Origin of the sequence: Salmonella sp. 741265073_HBA (genome assembly GCF_046569105.1) — a bacterium.
Taxonomy (GTDB): domain Bacteria; phylum Pseudomonadota; class Gammaproteobacteria; order Enterobacterales; family Enterobacteriaceae; genus Salmonella; species Salmonella enterica.
Window position 1 is genome coordinate 1 of sequence record NZ_JBKFRY010000024.1, and the last position, 26,124, is coordinate 26,124.

Sequence of the window (26,124 nt, forward strand, 5' to 3'; positions counted from 1 at the left end):
CCGACCGGCTGTTTGTGTGAAGTGATTCACATCCGCCGTGTCGATGGAGGCGCATTATAGGGATCCCATTTTTTTGCACAAGCGTTTTTTGGATCTTTTTTTCTGTTTGTTGATTTTTCATCCCTTTCGCTCCATTCCTGCGCAAAGTGGCGATTTTTTGATGCTATCTCCCCTTGCACAACGCCGTTAAAGCAACCAAAGTCTTCATGACTATTCATTTATGATGAGGTAGACATGTCTGACACATTACGTCCTTATAAGGATCTTTTTCCTGAAATCGGTCAGCGCGTGATGATCGATACCAGCAGCGTGGTTATTGGCGATGTCCGTCTGGCGGATGATGTCGGGATCTGGCCGCTTGTGGTGATTCGCGGCGATGTGAATTACGTTGCGATAGGGGCTCGTACGAACATTCAGGATGGCAGCGTTCTTCACGTAACCCACAAGTCTCCATCCAATCCACACGGCAACCCATTAATCATTGGCGAAGATGTTACCGTTGGCCATAAAGTTATGCTGCACGGCTGTACCATCGGTAACCGCGTACTGGTCGGTATGGGCTCCATTGTGCTGGATGGCGCGATAATAGAAGATGACGTAATGATTGGCGCGGGAAGCCTGGTGCCGCAGCACAAACGGCTGGAAAGCGGCTATTTATATCTTGGCAGTCCGGTAAAACAGATCCGCCCCCTAAGCGATGCTGAGAGATCGGGCCTGCAATACTCCGCCAATAACTATGTAAAATGGAAAGACGACTATCTTTCTCAGGATAACCATATCCAACCGTGATCGTCTTCCTGCTGGGCCAGGATTAATGCTTCAGCCTCTTCTTCCAGGTCCCAGCGATACTCACGAAAAATGGCCAGCCATTGCTCCGCTGTTTCTCCACCAAAGCGATACGCCAGTACATCTTTTTTTATTGCACACGTGAGTTGCATCCCATTAACCAGGGCGGGAAAGATGACAGCGCTGGCGGCAGTATCCCATTCTTCGCGGTCAGGAAATTGTATGGCCTGGTTCACGCTAATAATTCCTGCTGTAGCAGCTCAATCACTGGCTCGACCTGCGGTAATACACCGTGCCAAAGCAAAACGGCATGTGCAGCCTGCCCCACCAGCATTCCCAGCCCATCTGCGTAGCGTTTTGCGCCCTGTTGTACACACCAGGAGAGAAATGGCGTATTCCCTTTTTGATAGAACATGTCATAGCAACAGAGGGAAGGGTGAATAAGTGACGCCGGAATCGCCGGGATTTCGCCCCGTATGCCGCTGGAGGTCGCATTAATAATCAGGTCAAACTCACAACCATCCAGCTTGTCCATATCCGTGGCATGAACGCTGCCGGTATGAGCAAAGATTTTCGCCAACGCTTCGGCACGTGAAGCTGTACGGTTAGTGATAGTGACCGCGCAATCCAAAGAAAGCAGAGGTAACAGCACGCCCCGGGATGCGCCGCCCGCGCCAATCAGCAAAATACGCCATCCTGGGCGGATAAAATTTAACCGTTTGAGATCGCTTAATAAACCGATACCGTCAGTATTGTCGCCAAGCAAACGACCATCTTCCAGCCGCTTTAATGTATTGACTGCTCCCGCCAGCGATGCTCGTTCCGTTAACTCATCCGATCGCGCAAACGCCTCCTCTTTAAAAGGTACTGTGATGTTTGCGCCTTTTCCCCCTGCCGCGAAAAAAGCATCAAGCGTATTAATGAAATTATTAATAGGGGCCAGCACGCGACCATAGGGGTGAACAATATCTAGCTGCTGAGCAAATTGCTGATGAATAAATGGCGATTTGCTGTGAGCAATCGGATTTCCAAAAACAGCATAGGTTTCCATCATATTACCCCTGTCGAAACAGTTCGCCCGTCAGAGCATCGCGAATTTCTGAAGGATTTAAACGCCCACCCGTTGCGCCTTCAACCACCGGAAAATCATCGCCAAATTGCGCACGTACCTCTTCAACGGTACGACATGGCGGTAATCCGCTCAGATTGGCGCTGGTGGAAACCAGCGGTTTGCCATACGCATTGCATAGCGCGACCACCAGCGGGTGGTTGGTAACACGAACGGCCAGGGAATCAAAACGTCCCGTGAGCCAACGCGGCGTTGTCGCGGGCGCAGGAAAAACAAACGTTACCGGCCCGGGCCAGCAATCAAATACCGCTTTACGCTGTGCGGCGGTAAGTATGCTGTCATCAATATAAGGTTTTAACTGCTCAAAGCTGGCGGCAATCAAAATGAGTCCCTTATCGACGGGCCGTTGTTTTAACGCCAGCAGGCGCGTAACGGCTGTTTCACTATCGGGATCGCAGCCGACGCCGAAAACGGCTTCTGTTGGATAAGCGATGACATTTTCTTTATTCAGGAGATCTACCGCTGCGACGATAGATCCTGTTGGCAGGTTATTATTCACTTGTTTATTCCACCGGAACCGGCTTTCCACATTGTTTACTGGCGCAAAAGCGCTTCACGCCCTGCGCGGTTTTCTTTTCGATGAGTAGCGGATAATGGCACTCGGGGCATTCCCCCGCAACCGGTGTGAAGTTAATGACGAACTGACATTCCGGGTAGCGATCGCAGGAATGAAAGATTTTACCGTAACGAGAACGGCGCTGGACCAAATGTCCTTGCTGGCAGGCTGGACAGGCAATCGCCGTTTCATCCGGTTTATCAATAACCACTGTATGTTCACATTGCGGATACTGACTGCATCCGATGAACATGCCAAAGCGCCCCTGACGCAGCACCAGTACGGCGCCACACTCAGGACACAGTTGCCCCTCCAGAATTTTAACGATATGTCCGTCCGCCTGACTTTTCAGCGGACGAACGTAATCGCATTCCGGATAGCGAGAACAGCCGAGAAACGGACCATGTTTCCCGGAGCGAATTACCAGTTCGGCCCCGCACTGCGGGCAGGGCTCATTTTTACGCACCGAAAACAGTGCTGATTTAGCCATATTCACTCATGCAGCATTAACACCTATCAATGCAGCATACCTTCATTTACCTCAAAGAGTAATTCTTCCATTTGCTGATAGGCGTTTTCACAGCCCGGAATGTTGAATAACACCATCAAAATAACCCATTTCAAGTCTTCCAGGTCAAACTCTGCGGTATCCAGCGCCAGCACACGCTCAATCACCATTTCTCGTGTTTCGAGGTTTAGCACCTGAATCTGCTCAAGGAATAACAGGAACCCCCGGCAACTGGCATCAAGCCTTTCACACTCTTCAACCGTATAAATGCGCATTGAAAGAGGGTCGGAAGCAAGTTGCATGGGTTCCGCGAGGCCATCCTGATAGTCAGCGAGTTTTTCCAGCCACAGCAGCGCATTGTAGATGTCTTCGCGATCAAACCCAGCGTCGGTGAGATCACGCTCCAGTCTGTCCTGATCCACGCGCAGCTCGGCTTCGTTATGGATGTATGTTTCAAACAAATACATTAGTACGTCGAACATGGCTTGCCCTCCTTAATCGGACATAGCCGCCGGGTACAGCTGCGATCCATCCTGCTAACTCCAGTTCGAGTAGCTGAGCCACTACCGCTGGCACAGGTTGGCCGGCACGTTCAGCGACGACGTCAACAGGTGTTACCTCATCTCCTACGTTAGCCAGGAGCTCAGGAAATGGCAATGCCGCCTCATCCTGATTTAGTGAATAAAGTGAATTTTCCGCCGTAGTTGGCAACCAGTGTAAGCCGTATTGCAAATTTTCCAGAATATCCTCCGGCGTCGTCACAAGCGTGGCCCCTTGTTTAATTAACCAGTGCGTTCCTTCGCTTCCCGGACTACCGATAGGGCCTGGTAATGCAAAAACGTCCCGCCCCTGTTCAAGCGCGCAGCGCGCCGTCACCAACGAACCGCTGCGCAACGCCGCCTCAATCACCAGCACGCCTTTGCTCAGTCCGCTGATAATGCGGTTTCTGCGAGGAAAATTTTGCGGTAGCGGAGGCGTTGAAAGCGGAAATTCTGAGACCACTGCGCCGCCGGTGGCAATCAAGTTTTCAGCCAGCATGGCATGTCGACGAGGATAAATCTTTGCCAAACCATTCCCTAACACCGCTACACTTTTCCCCCCCATACTCACCGCGGCGTTGTGTGCTACGCCATCAATTCCCCGGGCAAGGCCGCTGGTGATCGTCAAACCGCTTTTCGCAAGGCTTTCGCAAAGCAGACGTCCCCAGCGTTCTCCATACCAGGAGTGGCTCCGGCTTCCTACGACGGCAAGTTGGCAGGTATGCAGACAGGCAGGATCGCCGTCAATAAAAATAGCGCCGGGATAATCGTCAATAGCACGCAGTTGGGGAGGATAAATCTCACTATCCGCACACAGAAAATGGTGCTGCGGTAGTTCAAGCCAGCGTAATGTCTCATCAAGCACACCTGCTGGAAGCTGTAAAAAACGTTCAGCTTGCCGCGCGGTAAGACCAGCCTCCTGAAGGTGCGTGCGATTTATCTGAGGCTGGCGAATAAGCGAGTTCGCGATGTTCAACATCGCCTCGCCATAAAGGTCGCCGACGTACATTAAACGTAACCAAATTTCGGTACGGGCCATCCTTTCCCTCCCCTGCCACAAGCAGTCTGAACAATCTTTGCGATTGGTCACTGATGCTGTCAATCAGGTGGGGATTTGTCTAGAATAGAGGTAATAATCTTTTCAACTCCTGAACACAACTCTGGATAATTATGTCAGTTTTGCAAGTGTTACATATTCCGGACGAGCGCCTTCGCAAAGTCGCAAAGCCGGTTGAAGAAGTGAATGCAGAAATTCAGCGTATCGTCGATGATATGTTCGAAACGATGTACGCGGAAGAAGGTATCGGTCTGGCCGCAACGCAGGTCGATATCCACCAGCGGATCATCGTGATTGACGTTTCGGAAAACCGCGACGAGCGCCTGGTACTCATTAACCCGGAATTGCTGGAGAAAAGTGGCGAAACGGGTATAGAAGAAGGCTGTCTGTCGATTCCGGAACAACGCGCTTTAGTGCCGCGCGCCGAGAAAGTGAAAATCCGCGCGCTGGATCGCGACGGCAACCCGTTTGAGCTTGAAGCGGATGGTTTGCTGGCAATCTGCATTCAGCATGAGATGGATCACCTGGTCGGTAAACTGTTTATCGATTATTTGTCGCCGCTGAAACAACAACGTATTCGTCAGAAAGTAGAAAAACTCGACCGCCTGAACGCCCGGGCTTAAAGGACAAGAACCAACGTGTCAGATTCACTACGTATTATTTTTGCGGGTACACCTGACTTTGCAGCGCGTCATCTCGACGCGCTGTTAACTTCTGGACATAACGTTGTCGGCGTATTTACCCAACCCGATCGTCCAGCAGGTCGCGGCAAAAAGTTGATGCCCAGCCCGGTAAAAGTGCTGGCGGAAGAAAAAGGCCTGCCCGTTTTCCAGCCCGTGTCGCTTCGTCCTCAGGAAAACCAGCATCTGGTTGCTGACTTACATGCCGACGTCATGGTTGTCGTAGCATATGGTCTGATTCTCCCAAAGGCAGTGCTGGATATGCCCCGTCTCGGATGTATCAACGTTCACGGTTCGCTGCTTCCACGCTGGCGCGGCGCGGCGCCTATTCAGCGCTCACTCTGGGCAGGCGATGCGGAAACCGGCGTCACAATTATGCAGATGGATGTAGGGCTGGATACCGGCGACATGCTGTATAAACTTGCGTGCCCGATTACCGCAGAAGATACCAGTGGCTCACTGTATAATAAGTTGGCTGAACTTGGCCCGCAGGGGTTAATTACCACACTAAAACAACTGGCGGACGGCACAGCGACGCCTGAAGCGCAGAATGAAGCGCTGGTTACTCATGCGGAAAAGCTCAGTAAAGAAGAAGCGCGTATTGACTGGTCTCTCTCCGCAGCACAGCTGGAGCGTTGCATTCGCGCCTTTAATCCGTGGCCAATGAGCTGGCTGGAAATCGACGGCCAGCCGGTAAAAGTCTGGCAGGCGTCCGTCATTGAGGACGCCACGCAGTCGCTGCCGGGAACCATTCTGGCCGCGACGAAACAGGGCATTCAGGTTGCAACAGGCAAGGGGATATTAAATTTGCTTTCGCTTCAGCCTGCCGGCAAAAAAGCGATGAGCGCCCAGGATCTGTTAAATTCACGCCGGGAATGGTTTATTCCTGGTAACCGTCTTGCCTGACGGTCACGTCTTTATAAGCCCGGTGTTACCGGGCATTTTTATTTTATACATATGAAAAAACAAAACAATTTACGTAGTCTGGCAGCACAGGCCGTTGAACAGGTCGTCGAGCAGGGACAATCATTAAGTAATGTGCTCCCGCCGCTGCAACAAAAAGTCGCCGATAAAGACAAAGCGCTACTTCAGGAGCTGTGCTTTGGCGTCCTGCGCACTCTTTCACAGCTGGAATGGCTGATCAATAAGCTGATGTCTCGTCCAATGACCGGCAAGCAGCGTACTGTGCATTACTTAATTATGGTCGGCTTTTATCAGTTGCTGTACACCCGCGTCCCTCCCCATGCGGCGCTGGCTGAAACCGTTGAAGGCGCGGTCGCCATCAAACGTCCGCAGTTGAAAGGGTTAATTAACGGCGTCCTGCGCCAGTTCCAGCGCCAGCAGGAAACGTTGCTTAATGAGTTTGCGACCAGCGATGCGCGCTTTTTACATCCCGGTTGGCTGGTAAAGCGTTTGCAAAATGCCTACCCCACACAGTGGCAACGCATTATTGAAGCGAATAACCAGCGTCCACCGATGTGGCTACGTGTAAATCGTACACACCACACCCGCGACGGTTGGCTTGGCTTACTTGAAGACGCAGGCATGAAGGGATATCCGCATCCCGATTATCCCGACGCTGTACGTCTGGAAACGCCAGCTCCGGTACATGCTTTACCCGGTTTTGCTGAGGGTTGGGTAACTGTCCAGGATGCCTCTGCGCAGGGATGTGCGGTTTTTCTCGCTCCTCAGAACGGTGAGCACATTTTAGACTTGTGCGCCGCGCCCGGCGGTAAAACCACGCATATTCTCGAAGTGGCCCCCGAAGCAGATGTGTTGGCGGTTGATATTGATGAACAACGGCTCTCCCGCGTTTACGACAACCTAAAGCGTCTTGGGATGAAAGCGACAGTTAAACAAGGGGATGGACGTTATCCCGCCCAATGGTGCGGCGAGCAGCAGTTTGACCGTATTCTGCTGGATGCGCCCTGCTCCGCAACCGGCGTCATTCGCCGTCATCCAGATATCAAATGGCTGCGTCGCGATCGCGATATCGCGGAACTGACGCAATTACAGGCGGAAATTCTTGATGCCGTCTGGCCGCGCCTGAAACCCGGCGGGACGCTGGTTTACGCCACCTGCTCCGTACTGCCGGAAGAAAACCGCGATCAGATCAAAGCCTTTTTGCAACGCACTCCCGATGCTGCGCTCAGCGAAACGGGAACACCTGATCAGCCAGGACAGCAAAATCTGCCGGGCAGCGAAGAAGGTGATGGGTTCTTTTACGCTAAGCTAATCAAGAAGTGATGAGATAACGGGCCACGACTGATGAAAATTATCATACTGGGCGCAGGGCAAGTTGGCGGAACACTGGCGGAAAACCTGGTCGGCGAAAACAACGACATCACGGTGGTTGATACCAACGGCGAACGGTTACGCAGTTTGCAAGATAAGTTCGATCTACGCGTAGTTCAGGGGCATGGTTCGCATCCCCGCGTGTTGCGCGAAGCGGGCGCTGACGATGCGGATATGCTGGTCGCTGTCACCAGTTCAGATGAAACTAATATGGTTGCCTGTCAGGTAGCCTATTCACTCTTCAACACTCCAAACCGTATCGCTCGCATTCGCTCCCCGGACTATGTTCGCGATGCGGATAAACTCTTTCATTCTGAAGCGGTTCCGATTGATCATCTGATCGCGCCGGAGCAGTTGGTTATCGATAATATTTATCGTCTGATCGAGTATCCGGGAGCATTACAGGTTGTAAACTTTGCCGAAGGGAAAGTCAGTCTGGCAGTAGTAAAAGCCTACTATGGCGGTCCACTAATAGGTAACGCGCTCTCGACAATGCGAGAGCATATGCCGCATATCGATACCCGTGTTGCCGCAATTTTCCGCCATGACAGACCAATCCGTCCTCAGGGCTCGACTATCGTGGAAGCAGGGGATGAAGTCTTCTTTATTGCGGCTTCACAGCATATCCGTGCAGTAATGAGCGAATTACAGCGTCTGGAAAAACCCTACAAGCGCATCATGCTGGTGGGCGGCGGCAATATCGGCGCCGGGCTGGCAAGGCGTCTGGAAAAAGACTATAGCGTTAAATTGATCGAACGCGATCAACAACGCGCCGCAGAACTGGCTGAGAAACTGCAAAACACGATCGTCTTTTTTGGCGACGCTTCCGATCAGGAATTGCTGGCGGAGGAGCATATTGATCAGGTCGATCTCTTTATCGCGGTCACTAACGATGATGAAGCCAATATCATGTCCGCGATGTTGGCTAAGCGGATGGGTGCCAAAAAAGTGATGGTGCTGATTCAGCGTCGAGCTTATGTCGATCTTGTGCAGGGTAGCGTTATAGATATTGCGATTTCTCCGCAGCAGGCCACCATCTCTGCATTACTGAGCCATGTGCGTAAAGCAGATATCGTCGGCGTTTCCTCACTACGTCGCGGGGTTGCCGAAGCCATCGAAGCCGTCGCGCACGGCGATGAAAGCACTTCCCGCGTGGTTGGCCGCGTCATTGACGAAATTAAACTGCCGCCAGGCACCATTATTGGCGCGGTCGTTCGCGGTAATGATGTCATGATTGCTAATGACAATTTGCGCATTGAACAAGGCGATCACGTCATTATGTTTTTGACCGATAAAAAGTTTATTACCGACGTCGAACGTCTGTTCCAGCCAAGTCCTTTCTTCCTCTAATTTAAGGGGCGCTCATTCAGCGCCCTTTTTAATTCCCTTTATTTATCAAGGTTTAATTTATTTCGCTAAACAGAAGCCGTAAATGGAAAATGCCTTAGCATTTGTTAAACTTATAACGTCAGCTGCATAGGGAGAATAAAAATGAGTTTTATTAAAGAATTTCGCGAATTCGCGATGCGCGGGAATGTTGTGGATTTGGCAGTGGGTGTCATTATTGGCGCGGCATTCGGTAAGATTGTTTCTTCACTGGTTGCCGATATCATTATGCCGCCGTTGGGATTGTTAATCGGCGGGATCGACTTTAAACAATTTGCTTTTACGTTACGCGAAGCGCAGGGAGATATTCCGGCGGTCGTCATGCATTACGGCGTGTTTATCCAGAACGTATTTGATTTTGTGATTGTGGCCTTTGCTATCTTTGTTGCCATTAAGCTTATCAACAGACTCAACCGTAAAAAAGCAGAAGAGCCGGCAGCTCCGCCAGCGCCTTCTAAAGAGGAAGTGTTATTGGGCGAAATCCGCGATCTGCTGAAAGAACAAAATAACCGTTCTTAATAAGCAGAAGGCCAGTGGTAAAAAAGTCACTTACTTTCTTGCCACTGGCCTCCCAGTTCCCTCGATTACCGTGTTTACCTTTACGCAGATAACTTCCTTTGCCTTTCTTATTTTTTTCAACGCGTTGCCTGAACAGTGGATCATGCAGTAATGCCTCAATGGCATTGTCCTTTATCTGCCCTTTCTTATGTTGATAACGACTCATAATGTCTCCCGATTGTATAAATTAACGGCGCGAGTGTAGCCCCGCCGGTTCAATAAATCAACATCCTGATTTCGCTCCACTGGCCCCCTGCTCCAGGGCTTCCAGAATGGAACAATAGACGCTACTGTGGGCCGTTCCGCAACAAGCATCATTAAGCCTTTGTAATGAACGCTGCATCGTTTGCAGTTCCGCAATCCTGGCTTCAACCTCCTGCAATCGCTCTTGCACAATACTTTTTGACTCCTGACAGGTATGGTGCTCAGGATCAATTCGGATCGATAAAAGTTCGCGGATCGAGTCGAGCGTGAAACCCAACTGTCGCGCATAACGAATAAATTTGAGACGCTGCAGATCGTTTTCGGTATACAGACGAAACCCGCCTTCAGTACGTACCTCATGATCCATCATCTGCTGTTTTTCATAGTAGCGAATGGTATCAGGCGTTACGTCTGCCAGCTTTGCCAGCTCACCAATGCGATACATACAAGCTCCGTTAATTATCGTTGATTTTATGCAGCAGTTTTTCTGCATACTCACCGTGTAAAAAGTCGGTACTCAACCCAGCCTGCCGAAGTTTTAGTTCAAGCAGCGAGAGCCGGCGACTAACCTGATGGTATCGAGGGTCATCTTCCCGGATACTGTTGAGGATATCAAGTAACTGAATAGCGTCTCTGCGCTGCTCCAGTTCAGGGGGAAGACAGCCCGCATTCTTGAGTAAGCGATAACCCGCACGAAGTTCCGCCGGCACATGAGAATCATCATCCAGAATAAGCGGCTCGCCGCGGCCAGGCAGATTATCAAACTCGCCTTTACGCTGTGCCTCGATAATATGACGCTCTGCCCACTGGTCAAGTAACCACATACGTCGCTCCAGGGATTGAACGAAAAGAATACAATTATTGTAGATATATGGGGTTCAGGAGGGTATAAAAAAACCCGCCGAAGCGGGTTTTTTTACGTTACTACAGATTACTCTGCAGCAGCTTCTGTTTTCTCTGAACGATCAACCAGCTCGATGTATGCCATCGGCGCGTTGTCGCCTGCACGGAAGCCACACTTCAGAATGCGAGTGTAACCACCGGCGCGGCTCGCGAAACGCGGGCCCAGCTCGTTAAACAGTTTTGCCACGATCTCGTTATCACGAGTACGGGCGAATGCCAGACGACGATTAGCAACGCTATCAGTCTTGGCAAGAGTAATCAGCGGCTCAACTACGCGACGCAGCTCTTTCGCTTTAGGCAGGGTCGTCTTGATGATTTCATGACGAACCAGTGAACCTGCCATGTTGCGGAACATAGCCTGGCGATGGCTGCTGTTGCGGTTCAGTTGACGACCACTCTTACGATGGCGCATGACCTTATCCTTCTCAGTAAAACCTTAACCTGTGATCCGGTTACTCGTCAGCGATGCTTGCCGGTGGCCAGTTTTCCAGGCGCATACCCAGAGACAGTCCACGGGAAGCCAGCACGTCTTTAATCTCGGTAAGAGATTTTTTACCCAGGTTAGGCGTCTTAAGAAGCTCAACCTCGGTACGCTGTACCAGATCACCGATATAGTGGATAGCTTCTGCCTTGAGGCAGTTAGCAGAGCGGACAGTCAATTCCAGATCGTCAACAGGGCGCAGCAGGATCGGATCGAATTCTGGTTTCTCTTCTTTCACTTCCGGTTGACGTACATCACGTAAATCAACGAAAGCTTCCAGTTGTTCAGCCAGGATGGTTGCCGCACGACGAATCGCCTCTTCAGGATCGATTGTGCCGTTGGTTTCCATTTCGATGACCAGCTTGTCCAGGTCGGTACGCTGTTCTACACGCGCTGCTTCAACATTGTAGGCAATACGCTCTACAGGGCTGTAGCAGGCGTCGACCAGCAGACGGCCGATTGGGCGCTCATCTTCTTCCGAATGAATTCGGGTAGAAGCCGGCACATAACCACGACCGCGCTGAACTTTGATACGCATACTAATAGACGCGTTTTCATCGGTCAGGTGGCAGATCACGTGCTGCGGCTTGACGATTTCGACATCCCCATCATGGGTGATATCGGCTGCAGTCACAGGGCCAATGCCAGATTTATTCAAGGTAAGAATAACTTCATCTTTACCCTGAACTCTCACCGCCAGCCCTTTCAGGTTGAGCAGGATTTCCAGGATGTCTTCCTGAACGCCTTCTTTGGTGCTGTACTCATGTAGTACACCATCAATCTCAACCTCGGTCACCGCGCAACCCGGCATCGATGAGAGCAGAATACGGCGCAGTGCGTTACCCAGAGTATGGCCGAAGCCACGCTCTAAAGGCTCAAGGGTCACCTTGGCGTGCGTCGAACTCACTTGCTCGATATCTACCAGGCGCGGTTTTAGAAACTCTGTCACAGAACCCTGCATTGTGTCCTCTCTTTGGTACTAAGCTTTACTTGGAGTAAAGCTCGACGATCAGGTGTTCGTTAATGTCCGCAGACAGATCAGAACGCTCAGGCTTACGCTTGTACGTACCTTCCATCTTGCCAGCATCAACTTCCAGCCAGGTTGGCTTTTCACGCTGCTCAGCCAGCTCCAGAGCGGCTTTCACGCGAGACTGCTTCTTCGCTTTCTCACGAATGCTAACAACGTCATTCGGACTAACCTGATAAGAAGCGATGTTAACAACACGACCGTTTACCATAATTGCTTTATGGCTAACCAGCTGACGTGCTTCTGCACGAGTGGCGCCGAAGCCCATACGGTATACAACGTTGTCCAGACGACCTTCCAGCAGAGCCAACAGGTTTTCACCGGTGTTGCCTTTCAGACGTGCTGCTTCTTTGTAGTAGTTACGGAACTGACGCTCCAGCACACCGTAAATGCGGCGAACTTTTTGCTTTTCACGCAACTGCACACCATAGTCAGACAGACGCGGTTTACGCGCACCGTGCTGGCCAGGAGCTTGTTCAATTTTACACTTGGTATCGATCGCGCGAACGCCAGACTTAAGGAATAAGTCGGTGCCCTCACGACGGCTCAGCTTGAGCTTAGGACCCAAATATCTTGCCATTTTCTTTCTCCAACTAACCTGGAAAACGAAGCGTTATACGCGACGTTTTTTCGGCGGACGACAACCGTTATGAGGGATCGGAGTCACATCAGTAATATTAGTGATGCGGAAACCAGCGGCGTTCAGAGCACGAATAGTAGATTCGCGGCCTGGACCCGGACCTTTAACCATAACTTCCAGATTCTTGATACCGTATTCTTTCACGGCGTCAGCGCAACGCTCTGCTGCAACCTGAGCTGCAAACGGAGTGGATTTGCGAGAACCACGGAAACCGGAACCACCGGCTGTTGCCCAACCCAGCGCATTACCCTGACGATCGGTAATAGTCACGATGGTGTTGTTGAAAGAAGCATGGATATGAGCCACGCCGTCAGAGACTTGTTTTCTTACACGTTTACGTGCGCGAACTGGTGCCTTTGCCATTATTCAATCACCCCGATTATTTCTTGATCGGTTTGCGCGGACCCTTACGGGTACGAGCGTTGGTCTTGGTACGCTGACCGCGAACCGGGAGACCACGACGATGACGCAAACCGCGATAGCAACCAAGATCCATCAGGCGCTTGATGCTCATGCTGATTTCACGGCGCAGATCACCTTCAACGACAAATTTGGCAACTTCGTCACGCAGCGTGTCGATTTGTTCTTCAGACAGCTCACTGATCTTAACATTTTCAGCGATACCCGCTGCAGCCAGGATGGCTTTAGAACGGGTCTTGCCGACACCGTAGATCGAAGTTAACGCGATCACGGCGTGTTTCTGATCAGGAATGTTAATGCCTGCTATACGGGCCACTATGCACTCCTACTATTTAATATGTACGTACCATGCTGAAAAGCCCGTTTTCAGGATACTCAAATGGAAACGTACAGACATACAAAAGATTGGCTGGCTAATCTAGCCAGCTCAACCCAACTTTGCAAGAAAAATATGCGAAAAAATCAGCCTTGGCGCTGTTTATGCTTCGGCTCGGCACTGCAAATCACACGGATGACACCATCACGCTTAACGATTTTGCAGTTACGGCATAATTTCTTGACGGAAGCACGAACTTTCATTTTTACTCTCCGTAACTTCTCAGGCGACCAATTAACGGCCGTAGCCTTTCAGGTTCGCCTTCTTCAATGCAGACTCATACTGACTGGACATCATCAGAGTTTGCACTTGAGCCATAAAGTCCATAATCACGACAACAACGATAAGCAGTGAGGTCCCACCGAAGTAGAACGGCACTTTCATTGCATCACGCATGAACTCCGGGATCAGGCAGATAAAGGTAATATACAGCGCACCAACCAGGGTCAGGCGGGTCATTACTTTATCGATATACTTCGCCGTTTGCTCTCCCGGACGAATTCCTGGTACAAATGCACCGGACTTCTTCAGGTTATCTGCTGTTTCACGCGGGTTGAAAACCAACGCCGTGTAGAAGAAACAGAAGAAGATGATTGCAGACGCATAGAGTAACACATAAAGCGGTTGCCCAGGCTGCAAATACAGCGAAATTGTTGTCAGCCAGTTCCAACCAGTACCGCCCCCGAACCATGACGCGATGGTCGCCGGGAACAGAATAATACTGGAAGCGAAGATTGCCGGGATTACCCCCGCCATATTCACTTTCAGCGGTAAATGTGTGCTCTGTGCAGCATAGACACGACGACCTTGCTGACGTTTGGCGTAGTTTACCACAATACGGCGTTGACCACGTTCAACGAATACTACAAAGAACGTCACTGCAAATACTAATACTGCAACCAACAGCAACACGAGGAAGTGCAGGTCGCCTTGACGCGCTTGCTCGATAGTATGGGCAATGGCTGGCGGGAGTCCCGCAACGATACCAGCGAAGATGATGATTGAGATACCGTTACCGATACCGCGCTCAGTAATCTGTTCGCCGAGCCACATCAGGAACATGGTTCCTGTAACCAGACTTACAACAGCGGTGAAATAGAATGCAAAGCCTGGATTCATCACCAGGCCCTGCATACCAGGCATATTCGGCAAACCGGTAGCAATACCGATCGACTGGAATATCGCCAGCACCAGAGTACCGTAACGGGTGTACTGGCTGATCTTACGACGACCAGACTCCCCTTCTTTCTTAATTTCTGCCAGCGTTGGATGAACCACCGTCAACAGCTGGATAATGATCGACGCCGAAATATACGGCATGATCCCCAGGGCAAAGATAGAAGCACGGCTGAGAGCACCACCAGAGAACATGTTAAACATTTCAATGATGGTGCCTCGCTGTTGCTCAAGCAGTTTGGCAAGTACAGCGGCATCAATACCAGGGATCGGAATAAAAGAGCCAATACGGAACACAATCAGCGCGCCGATAACAAACAGCAGTCTGCGTTTCAGCTCACCTAAGCCACCTTTGGCACTTTGAAAATCTAATCCCGGTTGTTTAGCCATCTGCTACTTATTCCTCGATTTTACCGCCAGCAGCTTCGATAGCAGCACGAGCGCCTTTAGTAACACGCAGGCCACGAACAGTTACCGGAGTAGTGACTTCGCCAGCCAGGATCACTTTCGCGAACTCGATCTGGATACCGATAATGTTTGCCGCTTTCAGCGTGTTCAGGTCTACAACGCCGCCTTCTACTTTCGCCAGGTCAGACAGACGAACTTCGGCTGTAATCGCTGCTTTGCGAGAAGTGAAGCCGAATTTCGGCAGACGACGGTACAGAGGCATCTGACCACCCTCGAAACCGCGACGTACGCCACCGCCAGAACGAGACTTCTGACCTTTGTGACCACGACCACCGGTTTTACCGAGGCCAGAACCGATACCACGACCCAGGCGTTTACCCGCCTTTTTGGAGCCTTCGGCCGGAGACAGAGTATTTAAACGCATCTCTTACTCCTCAACTTTAACCATGAAGGAAACCGCGTTGACCATACCACGAACAGCAGGAGTATCCTCGCGCTCTACGGTGTGACCAATACGACGCAGACCCAGGCCAAGCAGCGTTGCCTTGTGTTTCGGCAGACGACCGATTGCACTGCGGGTTTGAGTAATTTTAATAGTCTTTGCCATGGTTTATTTCCCCAGAATTTCTTCAACGGATTTACCACGCTTGGCAGCGACCATTTCTGGAGAATTCATATTTTCCAGGCCATCAATAGTTGCACGAACCACGTTGATCGGGTTGGTGGAACCGTATGCTTTAGCCAGAACGTTATGAACCCCAGCAACTTCCAGAACGGCGCGCATTGCACCACCGGCGATGATACCGGTACCTTCGGAAGCTGGCTGCATGAATACACGAGACCCCGTGTGAACACCTTTAACCGGGTGCTGCAGGGTGCCGTTGTTCAGCGCGACGTTAATCATATTGCGACGGGCTTTTTCCATCGCTTTCTGGATCGCTGCTGGAACTTCACGCGCTTTACCGTAACCAAAACCTACGCGACCGTTACCATCGCCTACTACAGTCAGAGCTGTGAAGGAGAAAATACGACCACCTTTAACGGTTTTAGATACGCGGTTTACCGCGATCAGCTTTTCCTGCAGTTCGCCAGCTTGTTTTTCGATGTGAGCCATCTTACACCTCTACCTTAGAACTGAAGGCCAGCTTCACGGGCAGCATCTGCCAGTGCCTGGACACGACCATGATATTGGAACCCGGAACGGTCAAAGGACACATCTTTGATGCCTTTTTCCAGAGCGCGTTCAGCGACAGCTTTACCCACAGCTGCAGCCGCGTCTTTGTTACCGGTGTACTTCAGTTGTTCAGCGATAGCTTTTTCTACAGTAGAAGCAGCTACCAGAACTTCAGAACCGTTCGGTGCAATTACCTGTGCGTAAATATGACGCGGGGTACGATGTACCACCAGGCGAGTTGCGCCCAGCTCTTTGAGCTTGCGGCGTGCGCGGGTCGCACGACGGATACGAGCAGATTTCTTATCCATAGTGTTACCTTACTTCTTCTTAGCCTCTTTGGTACGCACGACTTCGTCGGCGTAACGAACACCCTTGCCTTTGTAAGGCTCAGGACGACGGTAGGCGCGCAGATCTGCTGCAACCTGACCGATCACCTGCTTATCAGCGCCTTTCAGCACGATTTCAGTTTGAGTCGGACATTCAGCAGTAATACCTGCCGGCAGCTGATGGTCAACCGGGTGAGAGAAACCTAAAGACAGGTTTACTACATTCCCTTTAACCGCTGCACGATAACCTACACCAACCAGCTGCAGCTTCTTAGTGAAGCCTTCGGTAACACCGATAACCATTGAGTTCAGCAGGGCACGCGCGGTACCAGCCTGTGCCCAACCGTCTGCGTAACCATCACGCGGACCGAAGGTCAGTGCATTATCTGCATGTTTAACTTCAACAGCATCGTTGAGAGTACGAGTCAGCTCGCCGTTTTTACCTTTGATCGTAATAACCTGACCGTTGATTTTGACATCAACGCCGGCAGGAACAACGACCGGTGCTTTAGCAACACGAGACATTTTTTCCTCCGATTAGGCTACGTAGCAGATAATTTCGCCACCAAGACCAGCCTGGCGCGCTGCACGATCAGTCATAACACCTTTAGAGGTAGAAACAACTGCGATACCCAGACCGGCCATAACTTTCGGCAGCTCATCTTTACGTTTGTAGATGCGCAGGCCTGGGCGGCTGACACGCTGAATGCTTTCTACAACAGCTTTACCCTGGAAATACTTAAGAGTCAGTTCCAGTTCCGGCTTGGTGTCGCCTTCAACTTTAAAATCTTCAATAAAACCTTCTTCCTTCAGCACGTTGGCAATTGCCACTTTCAGCTTGGAGGAAGGCATGGTGACCGCAGCTTTGTTCGCGGCCTGACCGTTACGGATACGGGTCAGCATATCCGCGATCGGATCTTGCATGCTCATCTGTCTTTACTCCCGTGATTCAATTGGTGACAATTACCAGCTAGCCTTTTTCAGACCCGGAATTTCACCGCGCATAGCGGCTTCACGGACCTTAATACGGCTCAACCCGAACTTCCGCAGGAAAGCGTGCGGACGACCAGTTTGACGGCAGCGGTTACGCTGACGTGACGGGCTGGAATCACGCGGCAGAGTCTGCAGCTTAAGAACCGCATTCCAACGATCTTCGTCGGTTGCGTTCACATCAGAGATGATCGCTTTCAGTTCAGCGCGTTTCGCGAAGTATTTATCAGCTAAAGCTACGCGTTTTACTTCGCGTGCTTTCATTGATTGCTTAGCCATTTAGTAACCCTACCTTACTTGCGGAACGGGAAGTCAAAGGCAGCCAGCAGAGCACGGCCTTCTTCGTCAGATTTCGCAGTAGTGGTAATGGTAATATCCAAACCACGAACGCGGTCGACTTTATCGTAGTCGATTTCTGGGAAGATGATCTGCTCACGGACACCCATGCTGTAGTTACCACGACCGTCGAATGACTTAGCGGACAAGCCACGGAAGTCACGGATACGAGGAACAGCAATAGTGATCAGGCGCTCAAAGAACTCCCACATGCGTTCGCCACGCAGAGTTACTTTACAGCCGATCGGATAGCCCTGACGGATTTTGAAGCCTGCAACAGATTTGCGTGCTTTGGTGATCAACGGTTTTTGACCGGAGATTGCTGTCAGGTCTGCTGCTGCGTTATCCAGCAGTTTCTTGTCAGCGATCGCTTCACCAACACCCATGTTCAGGGTGATCTTCTCGACCCGAGGGACTTGCATGACAGAATTGTAGTTAAACTCAGTCATGAGTTTGTTAACTACTTCGTCTTTGTAGTAATCATGCAGTTTCGCCATCGTACTACTCCAAATTACTTGATAGTTTCGCTGTTAGACTTGAAGAAACGGACTTTTTTGCCGTCTTCGAATCTAAAGCCTACACGGTCAGCCTTGCCGGTTGCCGCATTGAAGATTGCAACGTTAGAAACCTGAATTGCAGCTTCTTTTTCAACGATGCCGCCCGGTTGGTTCAGAGCCGGAACCGGCTTCTGGTGTTTCTTAACCAGGTTGATACCTTCAACAATGACCTTGCCGGAAGACAGGACATTCTTAACTTTACCGCGTTTACCTTTATCTTTACCGGTTAACACGATAACTTCGTCATCACGACGGATTTTCGCTGCCATGATTCGCTCCTTAGAGTACTTCTGGTGCCAGAGAGATAATTTTCATGAACTTCTCGTTACGAAGTTCACGAGTTACCGGCCCAAAAATACGCGTACCGATAGGCTGCTCGCTGTTATTGTTTAAAATAACGCATGCATTACCATCGAAGCGAATGACAGAACCGTCCGGGCGACGAACACCCTTCTTGGTGCGCACCACTACCGCCTTCAGCACATCACCTTTTTTGACCTTACCACGCGGAATCGCTTCTTTGATGGTGATCTTAATGATGTCGCCTACGCCTGCGTAGCGACGGTGCGAGCCACCCAGAACCTTGATACACATTACGCGACGTGCACCGGAGTTGTCGGCGACGTTCAGCATAGTCTGTTCTTGGATCATTTTAGTGCTCCGCTAATGTCAACTACTACTGAGACCCGAAAATCAGGTCGTTAAAAAAACCCCATATCGAGGGCGCGGCATTATAACACCGCAAATCAGATATGGGTAGAAAAAATAAACGGCCCATCGCTGAGCCGTTTATTCGTTGAGAATGCGTACTGTATTACAGAACCGCTTTCTCTACAACGCGAACCAGAGTCCAGGATTTGGTCTTGGACAGCGGACGGCATTCGCGGATTTCAACCACGTCGCCGATACCGCATTCGTTGTTCTCGTCATGTACGTGCATTTTGGTCGTACGCTTGATGAATTTACCGTAGATCGGGTGTTTCACAAAACGTTCGATAGCAACAACAATGGATTTCTCCATTTTGTCGCTAACCACGCGACCTTGCAGAGTACGGATTTTATCGGTCATTACGCACCCGCCTTCTCAGTCAGTAAAGTCTTAACGCGTGCGACATCACGACGCACTTGCTTCAACAGGTGAGACTGTTGCAGCTGGCCACTTGCAGCCTGCATACGCAGGTTGAACTGCTCACGCAGCAGGTTCAGTAGCTCGGTGTTCAGCTCTTCAACGCTCTTCTCACGCAGCTCTTTTGCTTTCATTACATCACCGTCTTAGTTACAAAGGTGGTTTTAATCGGCAGTTTCGCTGCTGCCAGCTTGAATGCTTCACGGGCCAGCTCTTCCGGTACGCCGTCCATTTCATACAGGACTTTACCCGGCTGAATCAAGGCAACCCAATACTCCACGTTACCTTTACCTTTACCCATACGCACTGCCAGCGGCTTTTCAGTGATCGGTTTGTCCGGGAATACACGGATCCAGATCTTACCTTGACGCTTAACTGCACGGGTCATAGCACGACGTGCTGCTTCGATCTGACGGGCAGTCAGACGACCACGGCCAACAGCTTTCAGGCCGAAGCTGCCGAAGCTAACATCCGCGCCTGCAGCCAGACCACGGTTGCGGCCTTTGTGCATTTTACGGAATTTTGTACGCTTTGGTTGTAACATCAGCGACGCTCCTTATTTACGGCCTTTACGCTGCTGCTTTTTCGGTTGAGCAGCCGGTTTTTCCGGTTGTTCAACAGCAGCCATACCACCCAGGATCTCGCCTTTGAAGATCCACACTTTAACGCCGATTACACCATAAGTGGTGTGCGCTTCAGAGGTGTTGTAGTCGATGTCAGCACGCAGAGTGTGCAGCGGTACGCGACCTTCGCGGTACCATTCGGTACGTGCGATTTCCGCGCCGCCCAGACGGCCGCTAACTTCAACTTTGATACCTTTAGCGCCCAGACGCATGGCGTTCTGTACAGCACGCTTCATCGCACGACGGAACATAACGCGACGTTCCAGCTGAGAAGTGATGCTGTCAGCAACCAGTTTAGCGTCCAGTTCAGGTTTACGAACTTCGGCGATGTTGATCTGTGCAGGAACGCCAGCGATATCCGCTACGACCTTACGCAGTTTTTCTACGTCTTCACCTTTTTTACCGATAACGATACCCGGGCGAGCGGTGTGAATAGTCACACGGATGCTCTTAGCCGGACGCTCGATAACGATACGAGATACAGACGCTTTAGCCAGTTCCTTCGTCAGGTACTGACGTACTTTAAAATCGCTGTCCAGGTTGTCAGCGAATTCTTTGGTGTTCGCAAACCAGGTAGAGCTCCATGGTTTTACAATACCCAGGCGAATACCATTAGGATGTACTTTCTGACCCATTGCTAGTCTCCAGAGTCTCAGCGATCGGACACAACCACAGTGATGTGGCTGGTGCGCTTCAGGATGCGATCTGCACGACCTTTTGCACGCGGCATAATGCGCTTCATGCTCGGGCCTTCGTCTACGAAAATTTTCGTAACTTTCAGATCGTCAATGTCAGCGCCATCGTTGTGTTCAGCGTTAGCAATGGCAGATTCCAGAACTTTCTTGACCAGTACAGCCGCTTTCTTGTTGGTGTAGGTCAGAATATCCAGAGCCTGCGACACTTTCTTACCGCGAATCAGGTCAGCAACAAGGCGAACCTTCTGAGCAGAAGAACGAGCATGGCGATGTTTAGCGATAGTTTCCATCTCTTCCTCCTACCTTATTTCTTCTTCGCTTTTTTATCAGCAGCGTGGCCGCGATAAGTACGAGTCGGTGCGAATTCACCCAGTTTGTGACCGACCATTTCGTCGGAAACAAATACCGGAACGTGCTGACGACCATTATGGACAGCGATGGTCAAACCGATCATGTTAGGAAAGATCGTTGAACGACGGGACCAAGTGCGCAGGGGCTTCTTGTCTCCGCTTTCCACCGCTTTCTCTACCTTCTTCAGCAAGTGCAGGTCAATAAAAGGACCTTTCTTGAGAGAACGTGGCATGGCTTATCCTCTAAAATTATTTGCTACGGCGACGTACGATGAATTTATCAGTACGCTTGTTGCTGCGGGTCTTCTTACCTTTGGTCTGAACGCCCCACGGAGTTACCGGGTGCTTACCAAAGTTACGACCTTCACCACCACCATGTGGGTGGTCTACTGGGTTCATCGCAGTACCGCGAACGGTAGGACGAACGCCACGCCAGCGTGCAGCACCTGCTTTACCCAGAACGCGCAGCATATGCTCAGCATTGCCAACTTCGCCCAGGGTTGCACGGCAGTCTGCTTCGACTTTACGCATTTCACCAGAACGCAGACGCAGGGTGACATAAGCGCCATCACGAGCAACGATCTGAACGTAAGTACCAGCGGAACGTGCCAGCTGACCGCCTTTACCTGGTTTCATTTCTACGTTATGAACGGTAGAACCAACCGGGATATTGCGCATCGGCAGGGTGTTGCCTGCTTTGATTGCAGCATCAACGCCAGACTGAATCTGGTCGCCAGCTTTCAGGCCTTTCGGGGCCAGGATGTAACGGCGTTCGCCGTCTTTGTACAGAACCAGCGCGATGTTCGCGGAACGGTTCGGATCGTACTCAAGACGTTCAACAACTGCCGGGATACCGTCTTTGTTGCGTTTGAAGTCAACAATACGATAAGCCTGTTTGTGACCACCACCGATATGACGAGTGGTGATACGGCCATTGTTGTTACGACCACCGGATTTGCTGTTTTTTTCAACCAGCGGAGCAAAAGGTTTGCCCTTGTGCAGCTCTGGGTTGACCACTTTAACGACGTGGCGACGACCCGGAGATGTCGGTTTACATTTAACAACTGCCATTGTATTACTCCTCCGACTTACTCAGCGCCGCCGACGAAGTCCAGATTCTGGCCTTCTTTCAGGGTGACGTAAGCTTTTTTCCAGTCGCTACGACGACCGATACGCTGTCCGTGACGTTTAACTTTCCCTTTAACGACCAGGGTGTTAACGACTTCGACTTCGACTTCAAACAGTTTCTGCACAGCAGCTTTGATTTCTGCTTTGGTCGCGTCTTTAGCAACTTTGAGAACGATGGTGTTGGTTTTTTCCATCGCAGTAGACGCTTTTTCAGAAACGTGCGGTGCGCGCAGCACCTTCAGCAGACGTTCTTCACGAATCATGCCAGCATCTCCTCAACTTGCTTAACAGCATCAGCAGTCATTACGACTTTGTCGAAGGCGATCAGGCTAACCGGGTCGATACCAGTCGCATCGCGTACGTCAACCTTGTGCAGGTTACGTGCGGCCAGGAACAGGTTCTCGTCCAGCTCACCGGTGATGATCAGCACATCTTCCAGAGCCATGTCTTTCAGTTTCTGTGCCAGCAGCTTAGTTTTCGGCGCTTCTACAGAGAACTTCTCGACAACGATCAGACGATCCTGACGTACCAGTTCGGACAGGATGCTTTTCAGCGCGCCGCGGTACATCTTCTTGTTAACTTTTTGACTGTGGTCCTGCGGACGAGCAGCGAAGGTCACGCCACCGGAACGCCAGATCGGGCTCTTGATAGAACCTGAACGCGCACGGCCAGTGCCTTTCTGGCGCCACGGTTTTTTACCGGAACCAGTTACTTCAGCACGAGTCTTCTGAGCACGAGTACCCTGACGAGCACCAGCTGCATAAGCAACAACAACCTGGTGAACCAGCGCTTCGTTGAAATCACGACCGAAGGTAGTTTCGGAAACAGTCAGCGCGCTCTGCGCGTCTTTCAATACTAATTCCATTGCTATCCCCTTACGCCTTCACAGCTGGTTTAACGATCAGGTCGCAACCGGTTGCACCCGGAACACCACCCTTAACCAGCAGCAGGTTGCGCTCAGCGTCAACGCGTACTACGTCAAGGCTCTGAACGGTTACGCGCTCATTACCCATCTGACCTGCCATTTTCTTGCCTTTGAACACTTTGCCCGGAGTCTGGTTCTGACCGATAGAACCCGGAACGCGGTGAGACAAGGAGTTACCGTGAGTAGCGTCCTGGGTACGGAAGTTCCAGCGCTTAACGGTACCAGCGAAACCTTTACCTTTAGAGGTACCGGTTACGTCAACTTTTTTAACGTCAGCAAACAGTTCAACGCTGATGCTCTGACCTACGGTGTATTCTTCGCCTTCAGCCAGACGGAATTCCCACAGACCACGGCCAGCTTCTACGCCAGCTTTAGCAAAGTGACCCGCTTCCGGCTTGGTGACACGGTTAGCTTTTTTAGCACCCGTAGTAACCTGAACAGCGCGGTAGCCATCGTTAGCCAGGTCTTTAACCTGAGTAACACGGTTTGCTTCAACTTCGATTACGGTTACTGGGATAGAGACGCCATCTTCAGTGAAGATGCGGGTCATACCCACTTTTTTACCGACTAAACCAATCATTGTATCAACCTCTCAATCGCTCGATGACCTGATTAACCCAGGCTGATCTGCACGTCTACACCGGCAGCCAGGTCCAGACGCATCAGAGCATCAACGGTTTTCTCGGTTGGCTCAACGATGTCAACCAGACGCTTGTGAGTGCGAATTTCGTACTGATCGCGCGCATCTTTGTTAACGTGCGGAGAGATCAGAACGGTAAAGCGCTCTTTGCGGGTCGGCAGCGGGATCGGACCGCGAACCTGCGCACCAGTGCGCTTGGCAGTCTCGACGATTTCCGCGGTTGATTGATCGATCAGACGATGATCAAACGCTTTCAGGCGGATACGGATTCTTTGGTTCTGCATGAGACCAGAGCTCCAATTATTTTATAAACGAAAATGATTACTCCTCACACCCATTACGATTGATGGGAGAGTGTAACCGTTCTTACGTAGCTCCCCGATTGGGAGCATTGTTAAATAGCCAAATCGGCTATTCGAGGTTCAAATCGAACCTGCCGTCAATTACGACAAGCCCGCGCATTATACGTAAATCTCAGCCTGACGCAAGTGTCGGATAGAAATTAAGCGCTTTATTCTTATGCGAGCATGATTCCAGGTGGTACGCATGGGATGGCAACGCGCATCTTTTCTTTGGAAGGCATCAGGCAAATCTGGCGATACGTCGTTGTCGTTGTCGCATAAATCTATAAAGGTGAGCACAAGCCTTGACGAGGAGTTGCTTATGTTTGTTGCCCTCCCCTTTCTCATTTTTTATGCGTCGTTCTCTTTATTACTTGGCATATACGACGCGCGTACCGGTCTGTTGCCTGACCGGTTTACCTGTCCATTACTGTGGGGTGGTCTGCTTTATCACCAGATTTGCCTGCCGGAGCGTTTACCGGATGCGCTTTGGGGTGCTATCGCCGGCTATAGCGGATTCGCGTTAATTTACTGGGGCTATCGCCTGCGTTATCAGAAAGAGGGGCTTGGATATGGCGACGTCAAGTACCTCGCTGCCTTAGGAGCGTGGCATTGTTGGGAAACACTGCCGTTACTGGTTTTCCTTGCCGCCATGTTGGCCTGTGGCGGGTTTGGCGTCGCGCTACTGGTGAGAGGTAAATCGGCATTAATAAACCCGCTACCTTTTGGGCCATGGCTGGCGGTGGCGGGTTTCATAACAGGTTGGAAAGCTTTCTTTCCAGACGGTTAATCGGTAACCTTAATTTGTGATTGCAGATAATTTTGCATACCAAGTTTGGCAATCAAATCCAGCTCAGTTTCCAGCCAGTCGATGTGACCTTCCTCGTCGGCAAGAATTTCAATCATCATATCCCGGCTGACATAATCATGAACGCTATCGGCATAGGCTATTGCCTCACGTAGATCTTTTGCGCCTTCCAGTTCGAGCCGGAGATCCGATCGTAGCATCTCTTCGACATCTTCACCGATGCCCAGCTTGCCCAGATCCTGTAGGTTCGGTATGCCTTCCAGAAATAAAATACGCTCAATATACTTATCGGCGTGTTTCATCTCATCAATGGATTCATGGTACTCAACATCATTAAGCCGGGTCAGCCCCCAGTTTTTGAACATACGGGCATGAAGAAAATACTGATTAATTGCGACAAGCTCATTTCCCAATAGTTTATTGAGATAATTTATGATTTTAACATCACCTTTCATTTTATAGTCCCTCCGCTTCCACTCTCTAGAGCGTAGATGGGGCTACAGGGATGTCAAAAAAAAGAGTGTGACTCAGGCGATCTCTTTAAATTCCGGCATTTGCGTTAACTCATCCTGCATCACTTCTCGCGCGGCGCGAATACACTTACCACATTGATTTCCCACAGGAATAAATTTACGCAACTGTTGAAATGACTGTGGATGAAATTGTCGTACAGCCTGGCGGATTTTTTTATCGCTTATACCATTACACAAACAAACGTACATGATCGCTCCCGTTCAATTTCCGCACAAAGTGTAAATGAGAATGGTTATGATTACAATAGCACAAAGCGATTTACGCCACGGGAGAAGCGTTAAAAAGGGTGAATAAATATAACAGCGGCTAAATAGCAGGCAACAAAAAGGGCGCCGAAGCGCCCTCTTCAATTCAAAACTAATTAACGAGTAATTAGCCCAGAACTTTAGCAACAACGCCCGCGCCAACGGTACGGCCGCCTTCACGGATTGCGAAACGCAGA

At 50.7% G+C, this 26,124-nt stretch carries 46 protein-coding genes and 1 pseudogene; 7 read left to right on the plus strand and 40 right to left on the minus strand.

Annotated elements, in window-relative coordinates; genetic code table 11:
- The first annotated feature begins 234 nt into the window (after positions 1–234).
- On the plus strand, positions 235–789 hold the full coding sequence (locus ACLD3P_RS20980) for a gamma carbonic anhydrase family protein (RefSeq protein WP_001285635.1): 555 nt from the start codon (positions 235–237) through the stop codon (positions 787–789).
- Here ACLD3P_RS20980 and ACLD3P_RS20985 read toward each other — a convergent pair.
- The 6 genes from ACLD3P_RS20985 to dprA are packed head-to-tail and all read right to left on the minus strand — an operon-like array spanning position 765 to position 4,557.
- Positions 765–1,022, minus strand: a complete 258-nt coding sequence (locus ACLD3P_RS20985; RefSeq protein ID WP_001070575.1) for a DUF1488 domain-containing protein — start codon at positions 1,020–1,022, stop codon at positions 765–767. The two genes, ACLD3P_RS20980 and ACLD3P_RS20985, sit on opposite strands and share 25 nt — an antisense overlap.
- Positions 1,019–1,837, minus strand: a complete 819-nt coding sequence (gene aroE / locus ACLD3P_RS20990) for a shikimate dehydrogenase (RefSeq protein ID WP_000451205.1) — start codon at positions 1,835–1,837, stop codon at positions 1,019–1,021. Before aroE ends, ACLD3P_RS20985 begins: the two co-directional genes overlap by 4 nt.
- A gap of 4 nt (positions 1,838–1,841) precedes the next feature.
- Entirely contained in the window at positions 1,842–2,414 is a 573-nt protein-coding gene (tsaC, locus tag ACLD3P_RS20995; RefSeq protein ID WP_001063621.1) for an L-threonylcarbamoyladenylate synthase type 1 TsaC, read from the minus strand.
- A 4-nt stretch (positions 2,415–2,418) separates the two neighbouring features.
- Positions 2,419–2,961, minus strand: coding sequence for a type I DNA topoisomerase (locus ACLD3P_RS21000; protein WP_001129708.1), 543 nt, complete (start codon positions 2,959–2,961; stop codon positions 2,419–2,421).
- 26 nt (positions 2,962–2,987) lie between these two features.
- The gene (smg, locus tag ACLD3P_RS21005; RefSeq protein ID WP_000460663.1) at positions 2,988–3,461 is read right to left on the minus strand and encodes a DUF494 family protein Smg; all 474 of its coding nucleotides are present in this window, start codon (positions 3,459–3,461) and stop codon (positions 2,988–2,990) included.
- On the minus strand, positions 3,433–4,557 hold the full coding sequence (dprA, locus tag ACLD3P_RS21010) for a DNA-protecting protein DprA (RefSeq protein WP_080095436.1): 1,125 nt from the start codon (positions 4,555–4,557) through the stop codon (positions 3,433–3,435). The genes smg and dprA overlap by 29 nt, the downstream gene beginning before the upstream one ends.
- Positions 4,558–4,688: 131 nt before the next feature.
- Between dprA and def the strand changes: the two genes are divergently transcribed.
- The 5 genes from def (at position 4,689) to mscL (ending at position 9,455) form a co-directional block, all read left to right on the plus strand.
- Positions 4,689–5,198, plus strand: a complete 510-nt coding sequence (gene def, locus ACLD3P_RS21015; protein WP_000114987.1) for a peptide deformylase — start codon at positions 4,689–4,691, stop codon at positions 5,196–5,198.
- Positions 5,199–5,213: 15 nt separating this feature from the next.
- Entirely contained in the window at positions 5,214–6,161 is a 948-nt protein-coding gene (gene fmt, locus ACLD3P_RS21020) for a methionyl-tRNA formyltransferase (RefSeq protein ID WP_001285165.1), read from the plus strand.
- A 51-nt stretch (positions 6,162–6,212) separates the two neighbouring features.
- Entirely contained in the window at positions 6,213–7,502 is a 1,290-nt protein-coding gene (gene rsmB / locus ACLD3P_RS21025) for a 16S rRNA (cytosine(967)-C(5))-methyltransferase RsmB (RefSeq protein ID WP_131046896.1), read from the plus strand.
- A gap of 21 nt (positions 7,503–7,523) precedes the next feature.
- Positions 7,524–8,900: a Trk system potassium transporter TrkA gene (trkA, locus tag ACLD3P_RS21030; RefSeq protein ID WP_000691374.1), complete on the plus strand. Its 1,377-nt coding sequence runs from the start codon at positions 7,524–7,526 to the stop codon at positions 8,898–8,900.
- A 141-nt stretch (positions 8,901–9,041) separates the two neighbouring features.
- Positions 9,042–9,455: a large-conductance mechanosensitive channel protein MscL gene (gene mscL, locus ACLD3P_RS21035; protein WP_000008119.1), complete on the plus strand. Its 414-nt coding sequence runs from the start codon at positions 9,042–9,044 to the stop codon at positions 9,453–9,455.
- 1 nt (position 9,456) lies between these two features.
- Here mscL and ACLD3P_RS21040 read toward each other — a convergent pair.
- The 31 genes and pseudogenes from ACLD3P_RS21040 to rpsJ form a co-directional block, all read right to left on the minus strand.
- Positions 9,457–9,660: pseudogene (locus ACLD3P_RS21040) on the minus strand (alternative ribosome-rescue factor A); the annotation flags it as partial.
- A 57-nt stretch (positions 9,661–9,717) separates the two neighbouring features.
- Complete coding sequence (gene zntR / locus ACLD3P_RS21045) at positions 9,718–10,143, minus strand: Zn(2+)-responsive transcriptional regulator (protein WP_000285585.1); 426 nt, start codon at positions 10,141–10,143, stop codon at positions 9,718–9,720.
- A gap of 10 nt (positions 10,144–10,153) precedes the next feature.
- The gene (locus tag ACLD3P_RS21050; protein ID WP_109190310.1) at positions 10,154–10,522 is read right to left on the minus strand and encodes a DUF1992 domain-containing protein; all 369 of its coding nucleotides are present in this window, start codon (positions 10,520–10,522) and stop codon (positions 10,154–10,156) included.
- Positions 10,523–10,629: 107 nt separating this feature from the next.
- Positions 10,630–11,013 carry a 50S ribosomal protein L17 gene (gene rplQ, locus ACLD3P_RS21055; protein ID WP_001216370.1) on the minus strand — a complete coding sequence of 128 codons (384 nt, stop codon included), beginning with the start codon at positions 11,011–11,013 and terminating at the stop codon, positions 10,630–10,632.
- 40 nt (positions 11,014–11,053) lie between these two features.
- Positions 11,054–12,043: a DNA-directed RNA polymerase subunit alpha gene (locus ACLD3P_RS21060; RefSeq protein WP_001162094.1), complete on the minus strand. Its 990-nt coding sequence runs from the start codon at positions 12,041–12,043 to the stop codon at positions 11,054–11,056.
- Between the two features lie 25 nt (positions 12,044–12,068).
- Positions 12,069–12,689 carry a 30S ribosomal protein S4 gene (gene rpsD, locus ACLD3P_RS21065; protein ID WP_000135226.1) on the minus strand — a complete coding sequence of 207 codons (621 nt, stop codon included), beginning with the start codon at positions 12,687–12,689 and terminating at the stop codon, positions 12,069–12,071.
- A gap of 33 nt (positions 12,690–12,722) precedes the next feature.
- Entirely contained in the window at positions 12,723–13,112 is a 390-nt protein-coding gene (gene rpsK / locus ACLD3P_RS21070) for a 30S ribosomal protein S11 (protein WP_001029758.1), read from the minus strand.
- A 16-nt stretch (positions 13,113–13,128) separates the two neighbouring features.
- The gene (rpsM, locus tag ACLD3P_RS21075; RefSeq protein ID WP_000090780.1) at positions 13,129–13,485 is read right to left on the minus strand and encodes a 30S ribosomal protein S13; all 357 of its coding nucleotides are present in this window, start codon (positions 13,483–13,485) and stop codon (positions 13,129–13,131) included.
- Between the two features lie 146 nt (positions 13,486–13,631).
- Complete coding sequence (gene rpmJ, locus ACLD3P_RS21080) at positions 13,632–13,748, minus strand: 50S ribosomal protein L36 (RefSeq protein ID WP_000868187.1); 117 nt, start codon at positions 13,746–13,748, stop codon at positions 13,632–13,634.
- Between the two features lie 31 nt (positions 13,749–13,779).
- Positions 13,780–15,111 carry a preprotein translocase subunit SecY gene (gene secY / locus ACLD3P_RS21085; protein ID WP_001118864.1) on the minus strand — a complete coding sequence of 444 codons (1,332 nt, stop codon included), beginning with the start codon at positions 15,109–15,111 and terminating at the stop codon, positions 13,780–13,782.
- Positions 15,112–15,118: 7 nt separating this feature from the next.
- Positions 15,119–15,553 carry a 50S ribosomal protein L15 gene (gene rplO / locus ACLD3P_RS21090; RefSeq protein WP_001238917.1) on the minus strand — a complete coding sequence of 145 codons (435 nt, stop codon included), beginning with the start codon at positions 15,551–15,553 and terminating at the stop codon, positions 15,119–15,121.
- A gap of 3 nt (positions 15,554–15,556) precedes the next feature.
- Positions 15,557–15,736 (minus strand): 50S ribosomal protein L30, encoded by a 180-nt coding sequence (gene rpmD, locus ACLD3P_RS21095; protein ID WP_001140434.1) that lies wholly within the window; start codon positions 15,734–15,736, stop codon positions 15,557–15,559.
- A 3-nt stretch (positions 15,737–15,739) separates the two neighbouring features.
- Positions 15,740–16,243 carry a 30S ribosomal protein S5 gene (gene rpsE / locus ACLD3P_RS21100; protein WP_000940121.1) on the minus strand — a complete coding sequence of 168 codons (504 nt, stop codon included), beginning with the start codon at positions 16,241–16,243 and terminating at the stop codon, positions 15,740–15,742.
- A gap of 14 nt (positions 16,244–16,257) precedes the next feature.
- Positions 16,258–16,611 (minus strand): 50S ribosomal protein L18, encoded by a 354-nt coding sequence (gene rplR / locus ACLD3P_RS21105; protein ID WP_000358956.1) that lies wholly within the window; start codon positions 16,609–16,611, stop codon positions 16,258–16,260.
- Between the two features lie 9 nt (positions 16,612–16,620).
- Positions 16,621–17,154, minus strand: a complete 534-nt coding sequence (rplF, locus tag ACLD3P_RS21110; protein ID WP_000091939.1) for a 50S ribosomal protein L6 — start codon at positions 17,152–17,154, stop codon at positions 16,621–16,623.
- A 12-nt stretch (positions 17,155–17,166) separates the two neighbouring features.
- Positions 17,167–17,559: a 30S ribosomal protein S8 gene (rpsH, locus tag ACLD3P_RS21115; protein ID WP_000062611.1), complete on the minus strand. Its 393-nt coding sequence runs from the start codon at positions 17,557–17,559 to the stop codon at positions 17,167–17,169.
- Between the two features lie 33 nt (positions 17,560–17,592).
- A complete protein-coding gene (gene rpsN / locus ACLD3P_RS21120) occupies positions 17,593–17,898 on the minus strand; it encodes a 30S ribosomal protein S14 (protein WP_001118932.1) in 306 nt (101 codons plus the stop codon).
- A 14-nt stretch (positions 17,899–17,912) separates the two neighbouring features.
- Positions 17,913–18,452, minus strand: coding sequence for a 50S ribosomal protein L5 (gene rplE / locus ACLD3P_RS21125; RefSeq protein WP_001096206.1), 540 nt, complete (start codon positions 18,450–18,452; stop codon positions 17,913–17,915).
- Between the two features lie 14 nt (positions 18,453–18,466).
- Positions 18,467–18,781, minus strand: coding sequence for a 50S ribosomal protein L24 (gene rplX, locus ACLD3P_RS21130; RefSeq protein WP_000729185.1), 315 nt, complete (start codon positions 18,779–18,781; stop codon positions 18,467–18,469).
- A 10-nt stretch (positions 18,782–18,791) separates the two neighbouring features.
- Positions 18,792–19,163 carry a 50S ribosomal protein L14 gene (gene rplN / locus ACLD3P_RS21135; RefSeq protein WP_000613954.1) on the minus strand — a complete coding sequence of 124 codons (372 nt, stop codon included), beginning with the start codon at positions 19,161–19,163 and terminating at the stop codon, positions 18,792–18,794.
- A 163-nt stretch (positions 19,164–19,326) separates the two neighbouring features.
- On the minus strand, positions 19,327–19,581 hold the full coding sequence (rpsQ, locus tag ACLD3P_RS21140) for a 30S ribosomal protein S17 (protein WP_000130101.1): 255 nt from the start codon (positions 19,579–19,581) through the stop codon (positions 19,327–19,329).
- Positions 19,581–19,772, minus strand: a complete 192-nt coding sequence (rpmC, locus tag ACLD3P_RS21145) for a 50S ribosomal protein L29 (protein WP_000644742.1) — start codon at positions 19,770–19,772, stop codon at positions 19,581–19,583. Before rpmC ends, rpsQ begins: the two co-directional genes overlap by 1 nt.
- Positions 19,772–20,182 carry a 50S ribosomal protein L16 gene (rplP, locus tag ACLD3P_RS21150; RefSeq protein ID WP_000941208.1) on the minus strand — a complete coding sequence of 137 codons (411 nt, stop codon included), beginning with the start codon at positions 20,180–20,182 and terminating at the stop codon, positions 19,772–19,774. The genes rpmC and rplP overlap by 1 nt, the downstream gene beginning before the upstream one ends.
- 12 nt (positions 20,183–20,194) lie before the next feature.
- A complete protein-coding gene (rpsC, locus tag ACLD3P_RS21155) occupies positions 20,195–20,896 on the minus strand; it encodes a 30S ribosomal protein S3 (protein ID WP_269698863.1) in 702 nt (233 codons plus the stop codon).
- A gap of 17 nt (positions 20,897–20,913) precedes the next feature.
- The gene (rplV, locus tag ACLD3P_RS21160; protein WP_000447529.1) at positions 20,914–21,246 is read right to left on the minus strand and encodes a 50S ribosomal protein L22; all 333 of its coding nucleotides are present in this window, start codon (positions 21,244–21,246) and stop codon (positions 20,914–20,916) included.
- Positions 21,247–21,260: 14 nt separating this feature from the next.
- Positions 21,261–21,539 carry a 30S ribosomal protein S19 gene (rpsS, locus tag ACLD3P_RS21165; protein ID WP_001138115.1) on the minus strand — a complete coding sequence of 93 codons (279 nt, stop codon included), beginning with the start codon at positions 21,537–21,539 and terminating at the stop codon, positions 21,261–21,263.
- A gap of 16 nt (positions 21,540–21,555) precedes the next feature.
- Positions 21,556–22,377: a 50S ribosomal protein L2 gene (gene rplB, locus ACLD3P_RS21170; RefSeq protein WP_000301869.1), complete on the minus strand. Its 822-nt coding sequence runs from the start codon at positions 22,375–22,377 to the stop codon at positions 21,556–21,558.
- A gap of 17 nt (positions 22,378–22,394) precedes the next feature.
- Positions 22,395–22,697, minus strand: a complete 303-nt coding sequence (gene rplW / locus ACLD3P_RS21175) for a 50S ribosomal protein L23 (RefSeq protein ID WP_000617546.1) — start codon at positions 22,695–22,697, stop codon at positions 22,395–22,397.
- The gene (gene rplD / locus ACLD3P_RS21180; RefSeq protein ID WP_000424395.1) at positions 22,694–23,299 is read right to left on the minus strand and encodes a 50S ribosomal protein L4; all 606 of its coding nucleotides are present in this window, start codon (positions 23,297–23,299) and stop codon (positions 22,694–22,696) included. Before rplD ends, rplW begins: the two co-directional genes overlap by 4 nt.
- Before the next feature lie 10 nt (positions 23,300–23,309).
- Positions 23,310–23,939 carry a 50S ribosomal protein L3 gene (gene rplC / locus ACLD3P_RS21185; RefSeq protein WP_000579838.1) on the minus strand — a complete coding sequence of 210 codons (630 nt, stop codon included), beginning with the start codon at positions 23,937–23,939 and terminating at the stop codon, positions 23,310–23,312.
- Between the two features lie 32 nt (positions 23,940–23,971).
- Complete coding sequence (gene rpsJ, locus ACLD3P_RS21190; RefSeq protein WP_001181005.1) at positions 23,972–24,283, minus strand: 30S ribosomal protein S10; 312 nt, start codon at positions 24,281–24,283, stop codon at positions 23,972–23,974.
- Between the two features lie 379 nt (positions 24,284–24,662).
- Between rpsJ and hopD the strand changes: the two genes are divergently transcribed.
- Entirely contained in the window at positions 24,663–25,130 is a 468-nt protein-coding gene (hopD, locus tag ACLD3P_RS21195; protein WP_023218446.1) for a prepilin peptidase, read from the plus strand.
- Here the strand turns inward: hopD and bfr are convergent.
- The 3 genes from bfr to ACLD3P_RS21210 form a co-directional block, all read right to left on the minus strand.
- Positions 25,127–25,603, minus strand: a complete 477-nt coding sequence (gene bfr / locus ACLD3P_RS21200; protein WP_000675530.1) for a bacterioferritin — start codon at positions 25,601–25,603, stop codon at positions 25,127–25,129. The two genes, hopD and bfr, sit on opposite strands and share 4 nt — an antisense overlap.
- 72 nt (positions 25,604–25,675) lie before the next feature.
- Positions 25,676–25,870 (minus strand): bacterioferritin-associated ferredoxin, encoded by a 195-nt coding sequence (gene bfd, locus ACLD3P_RS21205; protein ID WP_000289082.1) that lies wholly within the window; start codon positions 25,868–25,870, stop codon positions 25,676–25,678.
- A gap of 184 nt (positions 25,871–26,054) precedes the next feature.
- Positions 26,055–26,124 (minus strand): hypothetical protein (locus ACLD3P_RS21210; RefSeq protein ID WP_168992435.1); only part of this gene is annotated, 70 nt, incomplete at its 5' end.